Source organism: Flavivirga jejuensis, from assembly GCF_030540765.1.
GTDB classification, from domain to species: Bacteria; Bacteroidota; Bacteroidia; order Flavobacteriales; family Flavobacteriaceae; genus Flavivirga; species Flavivirga jejuensis.
On sequence record NZ_JAUOEL010000006.1, the window covers coordinates 85,057 to 105,107 of the forward strand.

A 20,051-nucleotide genomic window follows, 5' to 3' on the forward strand; every position below is an offset into this window, starting at 1 on the left:
ATGAAGAAAAACATTACTGATTTCTTTTTTGAGTATTATGAGAAAAACACCATTCCAGATGTTTTTTCGAATGTATACTATACGCAAGAGAAAAAAGATTTGATTAATTCAAATTATCAAAAGAAAAAGAATTCTAGTAGAATAAATTCTGTAATGTTTATTCCTAATTATATAGCCCCACAAATTGATAGAGATCTCTTTAATTTAAAAAAAGTGACTCAGTTCTTTAAAGGATATGCTATTCTATTAGATAAGTTTGATAGTATCGATGCGTATTTAAAATACCGGTTTAAAAAAAATGCAAAATCAATATTAAAAAGACTTAAAAGGTTAGAAATTAGTTTCCCTATAAGTTATGAATTTCATTATGGCGCTATTTCAGAGAAGGACTATAACTTTTATATGGATACCTTAAAAGAAATGATAACCAAAAGATTTCAGCAACGCAATGATGTTAGTCAAAACTTACTCAATTGGAATCATTATCATAAAATATTCTTTAATTTAATTAACAATAGTAAAGCATCCCTATTTGTAATTAAAAATAATTCTGAACCTATTTGCATATCTCTAAGCAATCATTTTAATGGAAAAATGTTTAGTTCCGTTTCATCATACAATATAGATTATGCAAAATTTAGTCTAGGTAGTATTGAGATCTACAAAAAACTAGAATGGTGTCTTGAAAACAATCATAACACATACGAATTTGGTATGGGTGATTTAAGTTATAAACGCGAATGGTCTAACGATATATATCATTTTAATCATCAAATTATTTATCCAAAAAAATCTATTATAGCAATAATAAATGCCAATATCGAATTTCTCAAAGTTAGCATAAAAGAAGGTATTTATAAATTAACTTATGTACGCTATAAAAAATGGAAAGCAAAACGAAACAAAACAATGCCTTTCAAATTAAATTATAAGCTGTCTTCTGTTGATAATGATATTAATGCATTAAAAAGTTATAAAAAAATAGACTATAATACAGATCAATACCTTTTTTTAAGAAAAATTGTATTTGATTTTTTATATTCTAATATAGAGCATATTAATGATGTAGTTGTATATGAAAAATCAAAAACGTCCTATTTAATTATAGGAAGCAAGAAAAATCAAAAAGTCGTATTTGATTAAATTATAAACGACACTTATTCTTCAGAGATAAATACATGATTTGCGATTAATTCAGCTATTAAACGTCTTCCATGATTATTCCAATGCCTATCATAAATCAGTGTAGTTGGTGATTTTGATTTATTCAGCACTTCATAAGTGTCTAAATATTTATAATTATTACTTACCAAATAATCTAAAAAAATGGAGGGAGTAATACTAGTATCTAAAAGAAACACAAACCGTTCTTTATCAAAACCATAATTATTTACGAGGCTTTTAAAATTTTCAATATAAGTAAGGTGTGTTTTTTCAATAGCTTCTTTAGAAATAACCTCTTTCGGTGTATTTGTCTGCTTTTTTCCTATATACGATAATCGACCCGCTAATTTCCATAACGATTCTAATATACCTATATTTTGAGCATAAACCAATAATTTTATACTACGAGCTTTTTTATATAAAGGAGATTCTAAATGCATCCTATCTTGTACAACATGGTATTCGCTTCTTGTCAAATCATCTTCAAATTTCAACCCAATAACGACATAATCTATTAAATCAAATTGATCTTTATAGGCATAAATCAAATGCAATTGGTCTGACAAATCATATCCCGCATACGCATATTCATACACCTCTACCCCTTCTAACCTATCCTCTATTTTTTTACCAATTGAGTTATAATAATTTTGGTGAAAGCCTTCAATAAAAGAATCTCCAACCAGCGCAATCTCTTTTTTTTCTTTAGTAGGAATAAATTCTCTATAAGAATTATATCCAGAGTTATTTATATGAAATTTAGTAAAGTTTTGGCGTCGATTACCTGTTACGGAGTAACCTTCTTGATTTGGCAACCACTTTTCTACTTTATGTTTATCAACAAATCGTATAGGGTTATCTTTTGCTAAATGTAAAACACGAACAATGACCTCTAATAATATTAAAATCAAAATAACATATAAAGCAGTTTTAAAAAATATTTTTTTCATCTTGATTAAAATTGAAAATAAATAAATGATCTATCAATATCGTCATCATAAAACAACATTAACAAAAGTATCATCAAAGTGTATATAATAAATCTTACAAATTTTGACCTAAACTTAAATGGTGACCTCTCGTCTTTCTTTATTCTGTATTCATATAATATGAACAAAACAATTAAAATATAATAATCGATCATTCTATACCCCATAGGATGGTTATAAGACTCGTAGCAAAAATTAAACAGTATTCTTTTAATAAACACAAATGCCTCTAAAATAGAATCTGATCTAAAAAAGATCCAGGCAAATGTCACTATACAAAAAGTAAGCAAAACGTTAAAGAGTTCATTTAAAGTCTTAAAAGGAGTGCTATCTCCTATATTAGTATAAGCATACATTTTATTTCGACCACTTAAAAAGGATGGAATAAACATAAGGGCATGTATTAGCCCCCAAACTATAAACGTCCAATTGGCTCCATGCCAAAATCCACTAATTAAAAAAACAATAGTTATGTTTCTAAGAGATATCCATTTACTTTGATAAGACCCTCCTAGCGGAATATATACATAGTATCGAAACCATGTAGATAAAGATATATGCCAACGCCTCCAGAATTCGGCCACGTTTCTTGAAAAATATGGAAACTTAAAGTTAGATGTTAACTCAATTCCAAATAATTTAGCAGTACCAATGGCAATATCTGAATACCCACTAAAATCACCATATACTTGAAAACTAAATAATGTGACGCCTAAAATAAGAGTAGATGCAGGATATGAGGTGTAGTTAGCAAAAATATCATCTACTATTGGAGCCAAGGCATCAGCAATAACAACTTTTTTAAATAGTCCCCATAATATTAGTTTTAGGCCACTAACAGATTGATCATAACTAAACACCCGCTTATTAGTGATTTGAGAAAGTAAATTCGAAGCCCTTTCAATAGGTCCAGCAACTAGCTGAGGAAAGAAACTTACAAAGGCAGCAAATGATAAATAATCTTTTGTTGGTTTAAGTTTTTTATAATAGATATCAAAGGAATAAGACATCGTTTGAAACGTATAGAAAGAAATACCTACTGGAAGAATCACTTTTAATGTCCATGTACTTTTTATATTGTACCCAAACATAGAAAACATATCTATCCATGAGTCTACAAAAAAATTATAGTATTTAAAAAAGCCTAAAAGACCTACGTTAAACACAACACTAACCCAAAGCCATAGTTTTCTTTTTGACTGTTTAGAATTGGAATCTATCAGTATTCCTACAAAATAGTCTACGGTAGTACTTAATATTATTAACGATAAAAATCGCCAATCCCACCAAGCATAAAAAACATAACTGGCTACAAGTAAAAGAATGTTCTGAATTTTAACATGCCTTTTAAAAAGAAACCAATAAAGTACAAAAACTATAAAAAGAAAAATAAAGAACTCTAAAGAATTAAATACCATGCATTAGCCAGTTAAAATATATCGAACAATGAAATTGTTTATAAATATCATACAACCCATCTGAAACTTCAAAATTATTCTTTGAATTACTTGATTTATATACAAGTAACACAAAAACAAGATTAGCAAGCTATTAATTAAGTTAATATACCGAAATAATTAATCAAATAATATATAACTAAACCACTCCTATGCCTAAAAACCTGCTTCATGAAATACTAAAAGAAAAAGAATACATACTTACTATCAAGTAATTTCATTCTATTTAAAACTCAAAGAGCGAATTATACAGTCTTTAACATAAAAGAAGTTATTATAAACCCCTTGACTGTTTCTGTTGCGAAAAATGTTAATATAAAAAAGCCCTTCAAAAAGGGCTTTTTTATATTATACAGTAAGAATTAATACAATTTACATATTTTTAAAAATAGAATGCATCAATCGCTTTTTATCATTTATGCTTTCTTCCAAAGATATCATTGTTTCAGTTCTATATACACCTTCTATAGCATCTAATAGAAAAATAACTTCTTTAGCATGTTCTGTACTTTTAGCTCTAATTTTACAGAAAATATTAAATTTCCCTGTAGTAATATGTGCAACAGTGACATATGCAATTTCATTAATGCGTTCTAAAACAAACTTAGTTTGAGACGTATTATTTAAATACACACCAACGTATGCAATAAATGAATAACCAAGTTTTTTATAATCTAACATTAATGAAGAACCTTTAATGATTCCAGATTCTTCCATTTTTTTAACACGAACATGTACTGTTCCCGCAGAAATTAATAATTTTTTTGCTATGTCTGTAAACGGTATTCTTGTGTTATCAATTAACATATCAAGAATTTGATGGTCAATTTCGTCTAATTTTATTTTACCCATAATTAGTTATTCTTAAATAAAGATCAAAATTAATACATTTTCATTAATAATTACGCGTAATTAGTATGTTTTATTTCGATAATAATAAGATCTTCTCGTGATTTATTATTACGAAAACGTTTTCGTAACTTGTTTTCACTAATTGATTATTAACTCCGAAGACCTCAAAACCATTGGCATTGATTTCTTTATGCCCGTAAAAATCACTTAAATTTTCAATTTTTTCAACCTTTGGAATTAATTCTATCTTATTATCAATCAATTTTTCTTGAAATTGAATTGCTATATCATTAATTTTTTCATCCGAATTACCCTCCCTGGCATTTCTTATTATAACATCAAAAAAACGCTTTTCATTTTCTGGAATTTTAAAATAGGATTTATAATTACTCCCCGTTATAATAGTATTAGAAATATAATTTAATGATGAGATATAAGATATATAGATGAGTTCACGTGTTACTTCACGTTCATAATCATTCTCATAATGACCAGCTTCAAACAGAATTGTGGGTATATTTTCATTTTGAAAAGTATCACCAACACAATTTAAATTAAAAGCATCATCATACACTCCTACTTGATTAGGAATAATCTTTTGCAAAGTGTCATTCATAACACCAATAACCTCCATAGCAATCTTCCTGTTAGGCGTTATAGTACAAGCATCATCTTGAGCAGGTGCTAAAAACGATACCGTAGCAGATTTATTAGTATTTCCAGCGCTAAAAATAGTCCGTTGCCCATGTAAGTTATAACAAAAATGAGGTTTAAATGACTTAAAAAGGGCTCTTAAAACCTGACTTTCTGGTTGCGATAAATTTTGAGCGTCTCGATTTAAATCAACATGATTAGCATTTATTCTTGTATAAGCTTGAGCACCATCTGGGTTTAGTATAGGTATTATATATAAGGTACAGGCTTCTAAAAGGCTTTTAAAAGTTGAAGATTCATTTAAAAAAGTATTTAATAGGTCAAATAGTGCTTTAGTCGTGGTAGATTCGTTACCATGCATCTGCGACCACATTAAAATTCGTTTATTTCCTTCACCAATTTTTAATCCATAAATAGAGTTGTTTAAAACCGATTTGCCAATAACGTCTACCGTTACATGGTTGGCTAAATTATTTAAAAGAGGCTCTATGTGTTTATTCGTTATATAACGATGAAATAAGTTCGTTTCCTTGTGTTTTAAAAACAATGATTTTATTTCTTCTACTTGCATACTATGGTTTTTAAGTGACAAATGTAAACAATTAACAATTTACAATTGTGAACACAGAAACAATCAGAAATGTTTACAGATTTATACAATAAAAGAAGTGTTTTAAGTGAGTTGTTTACTAAATATACTTAAAAAACTTTAATTATATTATTTAACACTTAAACACCTATAAATTAGTATAATAAAGTACTTTATATGAAGTTAAAGTTTGTGTTTTATTACACTAATATACAATAAAACACTGTTTTCAATAGTTATATTGTTACATTTGTAAAACTATTAATTTTAAACTGTTTACAATGGTAAACATTGAAGATTTTGTAATTCGACTGCAGAAAGTAATGGATCACTATGGGGAATCTGCATCCTCCTTTGCGGAAAAAATTGGCGTACAACGCTCTAGTATATCCCATATCTTATCTGGCAGAAATAAACCTAGCTTAGACTTTATCTTAAAAATCCTTTATGCTTTCCCTAAGGTAGATTTGTATTGGCTACTAAATGGTAAGGGAGAATTTTTATCGAAAAGTAAACCAGAAGAGATTAAAGAGATTAAGCAAAAAATAGATCCAAGCTCTTTTAATAAAGAATTACCATTTAATGAAGAATTGCCATTTGATATATCTAACGATAAAAAGACTATTGAACGTATTGTTATTTTTTATTCTGACGGAAGTTTCAAAAATTACCAGAACTAGTAGTATTCTTTAGTAAATTTGCGCCTAAATATATACTATGAAATTTCTATTACTAATTCTACTATTAAGCTTTGTTAGTTGTTATGAAACTGCTCGTGATTGTAAAGATTATAAAACAGGTGAGTTTTATAGCGAAGTAATAATTAATGACGAATTATTTAAATCTAAATTTAAGCGCTCGGAAGCTTTACAGGTCGAAACTTATAATAATAAGATAGATTCGTCTCAGTTACGCTGGATCAACAATTGTGAAGTTATATTTAAAACAATTAAGCCTAAGAACATGGCAGAACGAAAAGATATTCATTTAAAAATTTTAACCACAACAGATTCTTCATATACTTTCGAATATTCTTATGTAGGAGAAACAAAAAAACAAAAGGGTATTGCTTATAAAATTAAATAAGTATCAATCAAATGGATATAAGAATGACTCAACCAATTTGAATTTAAGTTGTTTTTCTTCTGTTATTTCATAAGTCAAAAAGATTTCTCCCCAATATTCACCATCCGAAAAATCAGCAATTATCCATTTATGATTTAATGTCTTTACTGTATTAATTAACATTTTTCTACCTGTACTCGCTGCATAAGGCACTATAGGGTGATCTCCTTTAACTTCATTTAATTTGTAAAGCTCATCTTTTATAAAAGGAATTAGTTCAGATACATCGTAGCCATCATTTTCAAAATAACTAATAGCATCTTCGTTTCTATATAAATTAAAATGTGAAAGCTCTAAAACATCATCCTGCAAAACGGCCACCGAATCTTTGTACTTTTCTAAGGTGTCTTTTTGAGATATTAACTTGCCATTAAGATCTTCAAATATCCGTTTTGAATTCACATATTGAAATAAAACTAGTAATGCCGCAAAAACGAACAAATACATAAAAATTCTTTGTTTCATAAACTTTAATTTAAAAATTCTCCGACCCTTATAGGGCGGGTTTCTAATTCACTTCTCCTTCGGAGAGGCCAAAACTACATTTTTCGGCAGTTCTTGGTGGGGTAAAATACAAAATTTTCGATTTTTGACCCAGAGGTCAAAATAAAACTAACGAAATACTCCTGTGGATTACCTCAGATAATCGGTTTCAAGAAATTTTTTATTTTAAATTGTTATTTCTAAACCATCATAAGCTAAAAAAACATGTTCTGGCAATGTTTTCTCTACCTCCTCATGAAATCCAAGTAAATGACTTATATGAGTTAAGTAGGCTGTTTCGGGTTTTACTTTATCAATAAACTGTAATGCTTCTTCTAAATTAAAATGCGAACGATGCGGAGCTATTCTTAAAGCATTAATCACCAAAACTTTGACACCTTTTATTTTTTTTATCTCTTTATCAGAAACGGTTTTCATATCTGTTAAATACGCAAAATTATTAAATCTATATCCAAAAACCTGTAAGGTATCATGTAAACCTTTTACAGGTATTACTTCTAAGTTTTTTAATTTAAATGGTTTGTTTTTTACTCGATTACTAATAACCGTTGGTGCTCCTGGGTATTTATTTTTAGTAGCAAAAATATAATCAAATCGCTTCCGTAAAGATTTCAATACGCGTTTGTGTGCATAAATAGAAATATCACCTTGTTTAAAATAAAACGGTCTAATGTCGTCCAATCCCAATACATGATCAGAATGTTCATGAGTAAAAACAATACCGTTAATAGTATCACATTTAGCTCTTAACATTTGATATCTAAAATCTGGACCACAATCTATAACGTATTTATAATCATCCCATGCTACTAAAACAGAAACACGTAATCTCTTATCTTTTAAATCTGTACTTAAACAGACAGGATGTTTACTTCCAATTATTGGAATTCCTTGTGATGTTCCTGTTCCGAGAAAAGTTATTTTCAATGATATTAAGTTTTACACAAAAATAGCGTTATTTTTTTGTTTGCTATACATATTTGATACCTTTGTAACTATAGAAACTAACCAGTTTGATAATATGGAAATAACCATAAAAGGTGATAAAGAATTTGCGGATATTCCTTCGTTAAAAACAAAAGCACTTCGTATTAATTTGAATGAAAATATTTACGGAACTTTTGCTGAAATTGGAGCGGGGCAAGAAACCTGTCGTCAATTTTTTAGAGCTGGAGGTGCCTCAGGTACTATTGCGAAAGCAATGTCTGCTTACGATAAGAATTTTAGTGATGCTGTTTATGGCGCTGAAGAAGATGGAAGATACGTTACAGAAGCTCGCTTAAGAAAGATGCTTACTCACGAAATGCAGCTCATGGAAACAAGGCTAACTCGTGAAACACATCCGAATAAAATATTCTTCACATATGCCAATACTGTTGCCACAATAGATTTTGCAAAACAATTTAAAGGACACGGATGGGTTGGTATTAAATATCAAATTGAAGCTACTGGAGACTATAATGAAATTATTTTGCATCTTAGATTTAAAGAAACGGATGCTCGATTACAACAAGAAACACTTGGTGTATTAGGAACCAATCTTATTTATGGTGCCTTTTATAAACATAACGAACCAAAAAAATTACTACGTTATTTATACGATCATTTAGATAAAGACCAATTAGAAATTGATACAATCAACTTTTCTGGGCCTGCGTTTAAAAATATTGATAACAGATTAATGAGTTTACAACTTGTTAAAAATGGTATGACGGATGCGGTAGTATTTGGTCCAGACGGAACTAATGTGCTTCCTGCAAGAGTTTTTTATAAAAAAAACATATTAGCTTTACGTGGAAGCTTTAGACCTGTTACTAAGGTTAACATGGCTATGTATGAGAAATCATATGATATGTTTATAGAAGAAAACAAAGTTGATAAAGATAAAACTGTAGTCGTTTTTGAAATTACATTATCCAATTTAAGGGCTGAGGGAGAAATTGATGAACAAGATTTTATAGATAGAGCAGATTTATTATGCTCATTGGGGCAATCTGTGATGATTTCTAACTTTCAAGAATATTTTAAAGTTGTTGAGTATTTCTCAAACTATACAAAAGCTAGAATGGGATTAGCTATGGGGGTTAGTAATTTGGTTGATATTTTTGATGAAAAATACTACCGTCATATAAGTGGTGGCATTCTTGAAGCATTTGGTAAATTATTTTTCAAAGATTTAAAAGTTTACCTATACCCGATGTTAGATGAGAACGGAGAATTAATTACTAGTGAAAACTTAAAAGTATACCCACGTATGAAAGAATTGTATAAATTCTTTAAATACAACGGAAAAGTGATTGATATTGAAGGTTACGACACGACTATCATGAATATTTTCTCTCGTGAAATTTTACGTATGATAACTGATGGTGAACGTGGCTGGGAAGATATGGTACCAGAAGGCACTGCAGATTTAATTAAGGATTATCGTTTGTTTGGTTACACTAGAAAACCTTTAACCTTAACTAAACGTAAATAGAGATAACTTACACAATTTAAGTAAAAAAGCCTTCTTGAAAATTCAAGAAGGCTTTTTTATTATTCCAATATCTGAGCGGCATGGTCTTTAGTTTTCACCTTGTCGATCACACGCTCAACAATACCTTTTTCATTAATAATAAATGTTTTTCTATGGATGCCATCAAACTCTCTACCCATAAACTTTTTTGGACCCCAAACTCCAAAAGCATCAATAACAGTTTTATCTACATCTGCTAATAAAGGAAAAGGGAAATCGAATTTTTTCTTAAAATTTAATTGCTTCCTTTCAGTATCTGCACTTACACCTAATAATTTATACCCTTCTGCTTTTAAGATTTCATAATTATCTCTCAAATTACAAGCTTCAACGGTGCAACCTGGAGTATTCGCTCTTGGGTAGAAAAATACAATGAGCTTTTCCCCTTTATAATCACTTAAAGTAATAGTATTTCCTTGTTCATCATTGGTAGAGAAATTTGGAACCACATCACCTTGTTTTAATGTCTTCATAGTACTAACTTTGTTTTTAACAAAAATACAACTTATGACTAAGGAAAAAAAGGTAGATTTTGTAATTAAAACTTTAAGTGAACTTTATCCAGAAATACCAATTCCATTAGACCATAAAGATCCGTACACCTTATTAATAGCAGTGTTAATGTCTGCACAAAGTACCGATGTTAGGGTTAATAAAATAACACCGTTACTTTTTGAAAAAGCAGACAATCCATATGATATGGTCAAACTTTCGGTTGAAGAGATAAGAGATATCATAAGGCCAGTTGGCTTGTCTCCTATGAAAAGCAAAGGGATTCACGGTTTATCAAAAATACTTATAGAAGAGCACAACGGCGAAGTACCTCAAAGCTTTGAGGCCTTAGAAAAATTACCTGCCGTAGGACACAAAACTGCTAGCGTGGTTATGTCTCAAGCCTTTGGTGTTCCCGCCTTTCCTGTAGATACACATATACATAGATTGATGTATCGTTGGAATTTAAGCAATGGAAAAAATGTTGTGCAAACAGAAAAAGATGCAAAAAGATTGTTTCCAAAGGAATTATGGAACGATTTACACCTCCAAATTATTTGGTATGGCAGAGAATATTCACCAGCTAGAGGCTGGAAATTAGATAAAGATGTTATTACTAAAACAATTGGAAGAAAATCTGTTGTAGATGAATATAATAAATTAAAAAAGTCCTAATATAACTATTAGGACTTTTTGGAAACTTAATTTAGAAGCGCTTCAAACTTCAATTTATTATAATTTATAACACTTAAAGCCTTAGAGTAATTTAGAAGAAATTTAATTGTTTCTTCTTTTGGTTCATGTCCATTTAAATTTTTAATAGAATTTCCAGGGTAAATTTTTGCCATTTTAATAATTTAAGGATTAATACAAATTACTAACGTAGCAAAATTTACATTATTGTATTAATTCGTTAAAACAATATTATGCTTATCTATAATTTTTCTTAAATTTATTAAAGCATAACGCATTCTTCCTAAAGCAGTGTTAATACTAACCCCTGTTCTATCTGATATTTCTTTAAAACTCATATCATTATAAATACGCATCAACAATACTTCCTTTTGATCTCCCGGAAGCTCTTCTACCAAACGTCTCACATCGTTTTCAACCTGCTCTTTAATAATACTTTTTTCAGCATTCAAGCTAGTGTCACTAAGTACTGAAAAAATACTAAACTCTCCTGCATTATCAAATTTTGGCATTCTTTTGTTTTTTCTAAAAAAATCAATAACCAAATTATGAGAAATACGCATCACCCATGGTAAAAACTTACCTTCCTCATTGTAAGTACCACGTTTAAGCGTTCGAATAACTTTTATAAAAGTGTCCTGAAAGATATCTTCTGTGACATCTCTATCGTAAACTTTTGAATAAATAAAACTATAAATTTTTTGTTTGTGCCTTGTGATAAGAATTTCTAAAGCACTTTCATCGCCTTTAATATAGTTACTAACTAAGTTAGCATCTGAAACAAGTTCTTTTTGCATAATAATTACTTTTTAGTGCATCGAAGAGAACTTCTCTGCTTGGGGTTACATATTTAAAAGTAATATTCTGCTATAGGCAAATGTTTATTTATTATTAGATTAAATGAATTCAAATATAAGAACAAACATCCCTAAAAAACAAGAATTAATCATTTTTTTAATATTTATTTAAAAAACAATGCATTTTTTAAGCTGAAATAGTTATAGTATCTTTGCGAAATTATTCCTGTAAAAAGCCTATGAACACTAACATCCTGAATGTAAACCCCAAAGAAAATATCATTATTAAAGGTGCTAAATTGCATAATTTAAAAAACATCGATGTAGTGATTCCTAGAAATAAGTTAGTGGTTATTACTGGTTTATCGGGATCTGGAAAATCGAGTTTAGCCTTTGACACTTTATATGCAGAAGGACAAAGGCGCTATGTGGAAAGTTTATCAAGTTATGCGCGTCAATTTTTAGGAAGGTTAAATAAACCAAAAGTAGATTACATAAAAGGGATTGCTCCTGCTATTGCTATTGAGCAAAAAGTAAACTCAACAAATCCACGATCAACCGTTGGCACCACTACAGAAATTTACGATTACTTCAAGCTGCTGTTTGCTAGAATAGGTAAAACCTTCTCACCCATTTCTGGTGACGAAGTTAAAAAAGACACCGTTACAGATGTTTTAAATTATTTAAAAACATTTCCTGAAAGAGAAAAGTTGCTACTCCTCGCTCCTATTCATTTAGAAGAAGATCGTAGTATGGAAAATAAACTAAAAGCTCTACAGCAACAAGGTTACTCCAGAGTTAAAATAAAAGATTCGGTGACTCGTATTGATGACATTAAGAAGATTCCAAAAAACGAAAACATACTATTAGTCGTCGATAGGATTATTATTAAGAATGAAGAAGATTTCCTTAACCGATTGGCAGATGCTATACAAACTGCTTTTTTTGAAGGTAAAGGCGCATGCATTATAGAAACTTTAAATGATAATAAACAACGTGTTTTTAGTAATAAATTTGAATTAGATGGTATTAATTTCTTAGAACCCAATGTGCATCTGTTTAGCTTTAATAATCCATACGGTGCCTGTCCAGAATGTGAAGGTTATGGTGATATTATTGGTATTGATGATGATTTAGTAATTCCTAACTCTGGTTTATCTGTTTATGAAAATGCGATCTTTCCATGGCGCGGAGAAAGCATGAGTTGGTACAGAGATCAACTCGTTAATAATTCTCATAAATTCGATTTTCCTATACATAAGCCCTATTTTGAATTAAGCGATGCTCAAAAACAACTTATTTGGAACGGAAACGAATATTTTGAAGGATTGACTACGTTTTTTGCAGAATTAGAATCTAAAGCATATAAAATTCAAAACCGGGTTATGCTGTCCCGTTACCGCGGAAAAACAACATGTAAAGCTTGTAACGGTAAGCGTTTACGTACTGAAGCTAATTACATAAAGATAGGCGGTGCTACAATTACCGATTTAGTTGAAATGCCTTTAGATAAATTAGCAAATTTCTTCAAACAGTTAGAATTAAATGACCATGATACGCAAATTGCTAATAGACTTTTAAAGGAAATTAATAACAGGCTATTGTTTCTTGCTAATGTAGGCTTAGACTATTTAACATTAAACAGAAGATCAAATACCTTATCTGGTGGTGAAAGTCAACGTATTAATTTAGCAACCTCTCTAGGCAGTAGTTTAGTAGGCTCTATGTATATTTTAGATGAGCCTAGTATTGGTTTGCATCCTAAAGATACCGAACAATTAATTTCTGTATTAAAATCGTTGCGCGATTTAGGAAATACAGTTATTGTTGTTGAGCATGATGAGGATATTATGATAGCTGCAGATAACATTATAGATATTGGTCCTGAAGCCGGAACTCTTGGTGGCCATGTAGTTGCAAATGGTACCTATGCAGATATTCTGGCATCAAATTCTTTAACAGCTCAATATTTAAATGAATCACTAAAAATTGAAGTACCAAAAAAACGGAGAACCTCAAAATACTATGTAGACATTAAAGGCGCTCGTGAAAATAATTTAAAAAACATCGATGTTCGGTTTCCGTTGGGCATGCTAACCGTTATTACTGGAGTTTCTGGTAGTGGAAAAAGCACATTAGTTAAAAAAATACTACACCCAGTATTACAAAAGAAACTAACCGATTTTGGGGATAAACCAGGGCAATTTACAAGTTTAGAAGGCAATTTTAGTAATATCAAACATATTGAATTTGTAGATCAAAACCCTATTGGTCGTTCCTCGCGTTCCAATCCTGTGACCTACATTAAAGCTTATGATGATATAAGAGCTTTGTTTTCAAAACAGAAATTGAGTACGATAAGAAATTATCAAGCAAAACATTTTTCTTTTAATGTAGATGGCGGACGTTGTGAAACTTGCAAAGGCGAAGGTGAAGTAACTATTGAAATGCAATTCATGGCAGATGTTCATTTAGAATGTGAAACCTGCAAAGGGAAACGCTTTAAAAAAGAAGTACTTGAGGTAACTTTTGGAGATAAAAATATAGATGATATTTTAAATTTAACTATAGATGATGCCATCGATTTTTTTGATACTCAAAAGATAACAAAAATAAAAAATAAGCTCCAGCCACTACAAGATGTTGGTTTGGGTTACGTAGCACTAGGACAAAGTTCTTCCACCCTTTCTGGTGGTGAAGCACAGCGTATAAAATTAGCAACTTTTTTAGGTAAAGGCAATAATAAAGAAAAAGCTCTTTTTATTTTTGACGAACCTACTACAGGTCTGCATTTTCATGACATTAAAAAACTTTTAAAATCTTTTAATGCTCTTATAGAAAATGGTCACTCTATTATTGTTGTAGAACACAATTTAGAACTAATCAAATGTGCCGATTATATTATCGATCTAGGCCCCAAAGGTGGTGAAACTGGTGGAAACCTTATTGCTATGGGAACCCCGGAAGACATCATTAAAGTAGAAGCATCAGAAACTGGAAAATATTTAAAAGAAAAACTTTAACTGTTTTTTAAAGACCTCACTTTTAGCAGGATTACAGGTTTGAAATCTGCCGGTAGGCAGGAAAATTAGTGAAATTAGTGTCTACTTTTATATAGTATTAATATTTGTGGGTACACCGTAGCCGGCAAAGACAGGTTTAACTTGCAATTTCGAATGCGTCTTACAGACTTCTCAAAATTGAGTTTTCCTGCCGCACAATAAGCGCAGACTAGTAAAATAAAAATGACGACAACATCAAAAGCACTATAGCTATTGGTATAACAAGAGTAAAATAAGTAAACGTAGCTAAACCTGTTTTAAAAAAGCTCCAGAACCACCCCTGCCTATAAAATCGTTTTACCGCAATTAACAAATAGAAAAAGGTAAACAATACTAATCCCCAATCTATCCAATTAGGAATACTCCAAAAGTAATTTGCGATAAGTATTAAGCTAAAAACAGTAAACAAAAACGAAAAAAAGTAAAAGCTAAACACTAAATGATGTGAGTAAGAACCTCGTTTATAAAACAATACTTTTAAAATAAATGCAAAAATAGGCAAAAGTATAAATAAGGAAATAGGTATCGTATCGTACACAGCTTGAAGTATCTGACCACCATTACGTTGTTTGTAAAATTTCAAGCTTTGTTCGTAATACTTTTTTTTGATAAACGAAGCGTCATCAGTCATACCCATAGCTTTATAGATGTCTTTATTTGAAGCTTCAATTGCTATTAAAGAGTCTACTTTTTTTTCATCAAAATCAAATGTAGTATTTATATTTTTAGTATTGTTGACGCTGTTTTTAATTATAGAATCGAGTGTTTTAATCTCTGCCTCTTTCATTTCAAGAACACCTTCCTTCTTAAGAGGTAATAAGATATCATCTAGATTTACAGAATCCAAAACTTGTTGCGCTTTAATTTTTGTGCTATCAGAAACTAAAGGCTTTTCAAATGTTTTCTTTAAAGCTGTATCAAAATCCTGGACTTGCTTTCTAACTACCGTTATAGAAAGCAAAAAGAAAAATACGACCGACACAAATAAATAAAGCTGTGCAGGATGCAAATACATTAGTCGTTTACCTTCAATAAATTTTTCAGATAAATATCCAGGCTTAAATAATAAAGGCAAAAAACTTTTAAAAAAGCGAGCATCAAAAGAAAAATAATTACTTATTGTATTGTAAAAGAGCAAGCCAACAGTAAGGTCTTCTTTTGATTGTTGACCACAATGCGGACAAAATTTAAAAGTTTTTTCAAATTGATTTTCGCAATTTTTACAAGTTTCTGGCTGGTTCTCCATTAAGGTGATTGATTTTTATAAAAATAGGGATTTTTATAATACTAAAATGTGATTTCTCATTAAGCTAAAATGACTCCATTATTTTTAATACAATCAAGCCGTTAGTCATCTCGAAATGAAGCATCAGATAAAAATTTTAACTAGAGGATGAAATGACGTAATAGAGGTGTCATTGAGAAGGTTATCGAAAACAAAATATATTTTGTTTGAAGATATAAGCGAAGCTTATGACTGAAGAATCTTTAGAGATTAATAATAAAGATTCTTCGCTGTGCTCTGAATGAACAAACAATTGAAAATTCATCAAGGATAGTAAAAATTGAGGCATCCCTCATACAAAATAAAACAATTTTCAATAAAACTAAGTGGGTTATATTTCTGTTCGAAACAATCACACTCCGCAAAACCTTAACAATCAAGTTGTTGCATTTTTGGCACGCAAATTGAAAGCCACTATGCAAATAGCGAAAGCCGAAAAGCTAAAGAGTAGGCATAATACAACCCATAATCATGAAAACTAAAATTACCCTATTAAGTATTTGCTTTTTTTTAATTGCAGCCTCTAGTTTTGCTCAAAAAAAAGCGACCCCAAAAAGTATCATAAGTAATAGCGTAGGTATAAAAAAATATCACGACAATGAAGAACTTAAACGTATGCAAAAAGGTCAATTGTTGAATTTGTATGTAGAAAGAATTGAAGTTTTAACTAACATATTACCTTACATAGCTTTTGCTACAAAACCAGGTGTTACCATGTCTACCTTAGGCATTCCTAATAGTAATGACAATAGAAAAGCACTTGAAAATCAAATAGAAAACACCGATAGCTATGTAGAAAATACCATCGAATTTCAAAAAGCGATTTTACCGTATTCGGATACAGATAGATTAGTTACTGCTGTTTTGTTTTACGAAGAAATAATGAAATCCATTCATTCTTATGATGAATTTAATTAATGTTTATTACACATAAAATATTGATAGCGAAAGCCGAAAAACTAAAGAGTAGGCAAAATAATTAATCCTAGTAATTATGAAAAAATTAATATTATTATTTGCAGGTTTGTTAATAGGATTAACAACTGCATCCGCAACAGAGTTAAACCACCAAGAATCAGAAAACAATTTAAATATTAGAAAGCGCCACCGCAATGTACAACCCATTGTGTTTGTAGAAAACGGTATTGAGTTCTTAATTTTTCCTGACGGAAGCTTTGATTTTAAAACAAATGCTAATAATACTTATTATGGCAATTCATATTACAAAGGGAATTCAAGAAAACGTTCTGTAAATACAATAAATGGTAACTCTTATAATTCTAACAAAAAATACGTTGCTGTTTCTCGCTATAGAAATGGTAAAGTAAAACGTATTGGCAATGTGTCTTTAAATTACGACAGGTATGGTAAAATTACACGAGCAGGTTCTATTTATATAGATTACAATTACAAAAAAGGTACATTAAGTCAAGTAGGCGGATTAAGAGTTGCTTATAATCATAAGGGCAAAATTATATATACCCATGGTCGAGTAAACCACTATGGCAAAGTGAAAAAATACCGAAGAAGTAATACTTAATTTTTTTATTTAGTTAATAAAAACCCCGAAACACTCTATATGGATGTTTCGGGGTTTTTAATGGCTTAAACACTATTTTATATTTACATTTTTACACAATATTACTCTTCATACTTTTCTTATTATTTCATTATTAGGCGATTCACCATCAAGAGGAACTCCTATCGACGATGCTGATTTTTGCACCCTAAACCGCTCTAGCTCTTCAATTATTTTCTTATTCAAAATAAGGTCGTGTTTAATTTGTATAGGTTTCGTTTTATTTGTTGTCCAAAAATTAAAGGTGAGAACATACCTAGGCTGATCAATTATCAACCTTGGTTGAGAAGCATTCCACCAACTAAATCGTAAAAGCTTATTAACACTTGATTTTCCATTTACCGTAATTGCATGTGGTAATTCATTGTCTAGAAATCGATTGGATTGCTCATCAATTTTAGAAAATCTTGCTAAGTCAATTTTATAAATCTTTTCAGGTGTCGAAATCTCATTAACCATCAATTGAATCTTATAAATGATTCCAGTTTGATGGGTTTTGTTAATGAAAGTCACAGGGATATAAAACTGAAAGCCTCCACCTCCATCGGCATAACCGATTCGAATTCTTTTTTCCATATATATGATAATCTTAGCTTTTCTAACTTGAGTAAGATAAAATGTTAGAACCCCAAGAAAAACACCTAGAATAGAAAGAATTAAAGATATTATTGAAATTGTAGTCATATAGTCAAACAACTTTATATAAAATCGCCTTAGCAAAGTTCGCTAATTTTTCCCACAAAATCAACATGGTTATTTTATTTAACAAAAACCAAAAGCTGTTTATTTACTCATTTACAATACCTTATGTGTTATTGTTATTTTTTGGCACGCTGTTTGTAATTAGTAAATCGTATTCATCCATTAAAACAAATTATTATGAAAAAGTTTATATTCTTATTAGCAGCTTTGATCCTTACAGGATTTACTGTTAACGCAATTACAACTAACACAGACTCTAATACGACATCTATTTATAACAGAGGTTACGGTAACTCTTTCATATTTGTTGAAAACGGTATAGAATTTTCAGTGTTCCGCGATGGACAGTTTGATTTTAATATACAACGTAAACGTTCTAATGTAAATGTGTCGATAGGAACGCCAAATATTAATTTCAGTTTCAATTCTGGATATGACTATAATGCTTATGTGCAGTATGATGAGTATGGTGCTATTATTCAAATAGAAAACACACCTATTTATTATGATGACTACGGACGTGTTAGTCAAGTAGGAAATATAAATGTTTATTACAATAACTTTGGGTATATATCTCGTGTAGGTAGTTTATATGTACATTACAACCGATACAATCGTTTCTCTCACTGTTCTGGTTTTATAAATATATATAACAGAAGCTATGTTTACAGACCTTGGCATCGTTATTACAGTGTGCCGTCTTACAATCACTGTGTTGTTTACAACAGACCTTATAGACAACATTATAGAGCTATTCGTTATACTTATAATAGACCATTTTATAATAACTACAGACCCAGAACAGCCATTGCTAGCAGACGAGGTAATACTATAGCAAGAAATAAACGTTATGCTACTGTAAACAGAAGTACTAGAAACGTAACTAGAATAAATAAAACAGCTAATTCTAGAGGACGTATTGCACAAACTAACAATACAAGACGTAATAGCACTATTAATAAAAGTTCTAGAACAAATTATTCAACAGGAAATAGAAATACGACCACTAGACGCAATACTTCTACTGTAAACAGAAATACAAGAAGCAACTCTATTGCTAATAGAAAAGAAACTGTTAGACGTAATAATACTAGAAATTATGCACAAGCAAATAATACAAGAAAAACTAGAGAAAGCGTTAATAGGTCAACAACAAAACCTAGAACTAGTAGTACAAGAACAAATAATGTAACACGTAGAAATGCTGTTACTCAAAAACCAAAAGTACAAAATACACGTACCTATAATAAAAATAATACTAATACTAGAAATACAAGACAAGTAACGAAACGTACTCAAAGTAAGCCTAAAGTAGCACAAAGAACAAGTGTTAATAGATCTTCGAAAATTAGCAAAACAAGAGCTACGCAAAGTAAAAGTAAATCTAGTAATAACAATACGAGATCGACTAGTAGAAGACGATCATAACAACTTTGGTTGGTTAGTTTGGAAAACCCTGCGACATGTTTGCCTCAAAGCGACATTGCAGGGTTTTCTGTTCCTTATTCCCGCGTAAGCGGGAATCCTTTTAATTGAAACTGGAAATAACCTCAAGAATAGTCAGTTTTAAGGTTTTTTACTGATCTCAT

General features: G+C 30.2%; 20 protein-coding genes. 9 read left to right on the forward strand and 11 right to left on the reverse strand.

Translation table 11 applies throughout. The features are described 5' to 3' along the window. Positions 1–1,143 (forward strand): GNAT family N-acetyltransferase, encoded by a 1,143-nt coding sequence (locus Q4Q40_RS16575; protein ID WP_303303049.1) that lies wholly within the window; start codon positions 1–3, stop codon positions 1,141–1,143. 14 nt (positions 1,144–1,157) lie between these two features. Here Q4Q40_RS16575 and Q4Q40_RS16580 read toward each other — a convergent pair whose 3' ends face one another. The 4 genes from Q4Q40_RS16580 to Q4Q40_RS16595 form a co-directional block, all read right to left on the reverse strand. Next, positions 1,158–2,114: a hypothetical protein gene (locus Q4Q40_RS16580; protein WP_303303050.1), complete on the reverse strand. Its 957-nt coding sequence runs from the start codon at positions 2,112–2,114 to the stop codon at positions 1,158–1,160. Positions 2,115–2,119: 5 nt separating this feature from the next. Beyond that, complete coding sequence (locus tag Q4Q40_RS16585) at positions 2,120–3,571, reverse strand: MBOAT family O-acyltransferase (RefSeq protein WP_303303051.1); 1,452 nt, start codon at positions 3,569–3,571, stop codon at positions 2,120–2,122. Positions 3,572–3,982: 411 nt separating this feature from the next. Continuing rightward, positions 3,983–4,462 carry an Lrp/AsnC family transcriptional regulator gene (locus Q4Q40_RS16590; RefSeq protein ID WP_303303052.1) on the reverse strand — a complete coding sequence of 160 codons (480 nt, stop codon included), beginning with the start codon at positions 4,460–4,462 and terminating at the stop codon, positions 3,983–3,985. 70 nt (positions 4,463–4,532) lie between these two features. Then, positions 4,533–5,687, reverse strand: a complete 1,155-nt coding sequence (locus Q4Q40_RS16595) for a M14 family metallopeptidase (RefSeq protein ID WP_303303053.1) — start codon at positions 5,685–5,687, stop codon at positions 4,533–4,535. A 299-nt stretch (positions 5,688–5,986) separates the two neighbouring features. Here Q4Q40_RS16595 and Q4Q40_RS16600 point away from each other — a divergent pair, with 299 nt between their 5' ends. Together Q4Q40_RS16600 and Q4Q40_RS16605 are read left to right on the forward strand one after the other, a co-directional pair. Beyond that, a complete protein-coding gene (locus Q4Q40_RS16600; RefSeq protein ID WP_303303054.1) occupies positions 5,987–6,385 on the forward strand; it encodes a helix-turn-helix domain-containing protein in 399 nt (132 codons plus the stop codon). A 37-nt stretch (positions 6,386–6,422) separates the two neighbouring features. Beyond that, positions 6,423–6,791 carry a DNA topoisomerase IV gene (locus tag Q4Q40_RS16605; RefSeq protein ID WP_303303055.1) on the forward strand — a complete coding sequence of 123 codons (369 nt, stop codon included), beginning with the start codon at positions 6,423–6,425 and terminating at the stop codon, positions 6,789–6,791. A gap of 3 nt (positions 6,792–6,794) precedes the next feature. Here the strand turns inward: Q4Q40_RS16605 and Q4Q40_RS16610 are convergent, their stop codons facing one another. Together Q4Q40_RS16610 and Q4Q40_RS16615 are read right to left on the reverse strand one after the other, a co-directional pair. Further along, positions 6,795–7,295, reverse strand: a complete 501-nt coding sequence (locus Q4Q40_RS16610) for a hydrolase (RefSeq protein ID WP_303303056.1) — start codon at positions 7,293–7,295, stop codon at positions 6,795–6,797. A 204-nt stretch (positions 7,296–7,499) separates the two neighbouring features. After that, the gene (locus Q4Q40_RS16615) at positions 7,500–8,261 is read right to left on the reverse strand and encodes an MBL fold metallo-hydrolase (protein WP_303303057.1); all 762 of its coding nucleotides are present in this window, start codon (positions 8,259–8,261) and stop codon (positions 7,500–7,502) included. A 94-nt stretch (positions 8,262–8,355) separates the two neighbouring features. Here Q4Q40_RS16615 and Q4Q40_RS16620 point away from each other — a divergent pair, with 94 nt between their 5' ends. After that, the gene (locus tag Q4Q40_RS16620; RefSeq protein WP_303303058.1) at positions 8,356–9,813 is read left to right on the forward strand and encodes a TonB-dependent receptor; all 1,458 of its coding nucleotides are present in this window, start codon (positions 8,356–8,358) and stop codon (positions 9,811–9,813) included. A gap of 59 nt (positions 9,814–9,872) precedes the next feature. Here the strand turns inward: Q4Q40_RS16620 and bcp are convergent, their stop codons facing one another. Continuing rightward, on the reverse strand, positions 9,873–10,325 hold the full coding sequence (gene bcp / locus Q4Q40_RS16625) for a thioredoxin-dependent thiol peroxidase (RefSeq protein WP_303303059.1): 453 nt from the start codon (positions 10,323–10,325) through the stop codon (positions 9,873–9,875). 34 nt (positions 10,326–10,359) lie between these two features. Here bcp and Q4Q40_RS16630 point away from each other — a divergent pair, with 34 nt between their 5' ends. Continuing rightward, positions 10,360–11,019, forward strand: coding sequence for an endonuclease III domain-containing protein (locus Q4Q40_RS16630; RefSeq protein ID WP_303303060.1), 660 nt, complete (start codon positions 10,360–10,362; stop codon positions 11,017–11,019). Positions 11,020–11,045: 26 nt separating this feature from the next. Here Q4Q40_RS16630 and Q4Q40_RS16635 read toward each other — a convergent pair whose 3' ends face one another. Next, complete coding sequence (locus Q4Q40_RS16635; RefSeq protein WP_303303061.1) at positions 11,046–11,192, reverse strand: hypothetical protein; 147 nt, start codon at positions 11,190–11,192, stop codon at positions 11,046–11,048. A gap of 57 nt (positions 11,193–11,249) precedes the next feature. After that, on the reverse strand, positions 11,250–11,834 hold the full coding sequence (locus Q4Q40_RS16640) for an RNA polymerase sigma factor (protein ID WP_303303062.1): 585 nt from the start codon (positions 11,832–11,834) through the stop codon (positions 11,250–11,252). A 239-nt stretch (positions 11,835–12,073) separates the two neighbouring features. On the opposite strand from Q4Q40_RS16640, the gene uvrA reads away from it, so the two are divergent. After that, positions 12,074–14,857, forward strand: coding sequence for an excinuclease ABC subunit UvrA (gene uvrA / locus Q4Q40_RS16645; RefSeq protein WP_303303063.1), 2,784 nt, complete (start codon positions 12,074–12,076; stop codon positions 14,855–14,857). A 208-nt stretch (positions 14,858–15,065) separates the two neighbouring features. On the opposite strand, the gene Q4Q40_RS16650 is transcribed toward uvrA, so the two are convergent. Then, positions 15,066–16,142, reverse strand: coding sequence for a DUF3667 domain-containing protein (locus Q4Q40_RS16650; protein WP_303303064.1), 1,077 nt, complete (start codon positions 16,140–16,142; stop codon positions 15,066–15,068). A 510-nt stretch (positions 16,143–16,652) separates the two neighbouring features. On the opposite strand from Q4Q40_RS16650, the gene Q4Q40_RS16655 reads away from it, so the two are divergent. Together Q4Q40_RS16655 and Q4Q40_RS16660 are read left to right on the forward strand one after the other, a co-directional pair. Next, positions 16,653–17,099 carry a hypothetical protein gene (locus tag Q4Q40_RS16655; RefSeq protein ID WP_303303065.1) on the forward strand — a complete coding sequence of 149 codons (447 nt, stop codon included), beginning with the start codon at positions 16,653–16,655 and terminating at the stop codon, positions 17,097–17,099. A gap of 76 nt (positions 17,100–17,175) precedes the next feature. Then, positions 17,176–17,721: a hypothetical protein gene (locus Q4Q40_RS16660; protein WP_303303066.1), complete on the forward strand. Its 546-nt coding sequence runs from the start codon at positions 17,176–17,178 to the stop codon at positions 17,719–17,721. A 108-nt stretch (positions 17,722–17,829) separates the two neighbouring features. On the opposite strand, the gene Q4Q40_RS16665 is transcribed toward Q4Q40_RS16660, so the two are convergent. After that, the gene (locus Q4Q40_RS16665) at positions 17,830–18,336 is read right to left on the reverse strand and encodes a hypothetical protein (protein ID WP_303303067.1); all 507 of its coding nucleotides are present in this window, start codon (positions 18,334–18,336) and stop codon (positions 17,830–17,832) included. Positions 18,337–18,639: 303 nt separating this feature from the next. Between Q4Q40_RS16665 and Q4Q40_RS16670 the strand changes: the two genes are divergently transcribed. Next, positions 18,640–19,890, forward strand: coding sequence for a hypothetical protein (locus Q4Q40_RS16670; protein ID WP_303303068.1), 1,251 nt, complete (start codon positions 18,640–18,642; stop codon positions 19,888–19,890). Positions 19,891–20,051: the final 161 nt, after the last annotated feature.

Coding starts and splice junctions, on each gene's coding strand:
- Q4Q40_RS16575 (WP_303303049.1), top strand. CDS start 1: ATGAAGAAAAACATTACTGATTTCTTTTTTGAGTATTATGAGAAAAAC.
- Q4Q40_RS16580 (WP_303303050.1), bottom strand. CDS start 2,114: ATGAAAAAAATATTTTTTAAAACTGCTTTATATGTTATTTTGATTTTA.
- Q4Q40_RS16585 (WP_303303051.1), bottom strand. CDS start 3,571: ATGGTATTTAATTCTTTAGAGTTCTTTATTTTTCTTTTTATAGTTTTT.
- Q4Q40_RS16590 (WP_303303052.1), bottom strand. CDS start 4,462: ATGGGTAAAATAAAATTAGACGAAATTGACCATCAAATTCTTGATATG.
- Q4Q40_RS16595 (WP_303303053.1), bottom strand. CDS start 5,687: ATGCAAGTAGAAGAAATAAAATCATTGTTTTTAAAACACAAGGAAACG.
- Q4Q40_RS16600 (WP_303303054.1), top strand. CDS start 5,987: ATGGTAAACATTGAAGATTTTGTAATTCGACTGCAGAAAGTAATGGAT.
- Q4Q40_RS16605 (WP_303303055.1), top strand. CDS start 6,423: ATGAAATTTCTATTACTAATTCTACTATTAAGCTTTGTTAGTTGTTAT.
- Q4Q40_RS16610 (WP_303303056.1), bottom strand. CDS start 7,295: ATGAAACAAAGAATTTTTATGTATTTGTTCGTTTTTGCGGCATTACTA.
- Q4Q40_RS16620 (WP_303303058.1), top strand. CDS start 8,356: ATGGAAATAACCATAAAAGGTGATAAAGAATTTGCGGATATTCCTTCG.
- bcp (WP_303303059.1), bottom strand. CDS start 10,325: ATGAAGACATTAAAACAAGGTGATGTGGTTCCAAATTTCTCTACCAAT.
- Q4Q40_RS16630 (WP_303303060.1), top strand. CDS start 10,360: ATGACTAAGGAAAAAAAGGTAGATTTTGTAATTAAAACTTTAAGTGAA.
- Q4Q40_RS16635 (WP_303303061.1), bottom strand. CDS start 11,192: ATGGCAAAAATTTACCCTGGAAATTCTATTAAAAATTTAAATGGACAT.
- Q4Q40_RS16640 (WP_303303062.1), bottom strand. CDS start 11,834: ATGCAAAAAGAACTTGTTTCAGATGCTAACTTAGTTAGTAACTATATT.
- uvrA (WP_303303063.1), top strand. CDS start 12,074: ATGAACACTAACATCCTGAATGTAAACCCCAAAGAAAATATCATTATT.
- Q4Q40_RS16650 (WP_303303064.1), bottom strand. CDS start 16,142: ATGGAGAACCAGCCAGAAACTTGTAAAAATTGCGAAAATCAATTTGAA.
- Q4Q40_RS16655 (WP_303303065.1), top strand. CDS start 16,653: ATGAAAACTAAAATTACCCTATTAAGTATTTGCTTTTTTTTAATTGCA.
- Q4Q40_RS16660 (WP_303303066.1), top strand. CDS start 17,176: ATGAAAAAATTAATATTATTATTTGCAGGTTTGTTAATAGGATTAACA.
- Q4Q40_RS16665 (WP_303303067.1), bottom strand. CDS start 18,336: ATGGAAAAAAGAATTCGAATCGGTTATGCCGATGGAGGTGGAGGCTTT.
- Q4Q40_RS16670 (WP_303303068.1), top strand. CDS start 18,640: ATGAAAAAGTTTATATTCTTATTAGCAGCTTTGATCCTTACAGGATTT.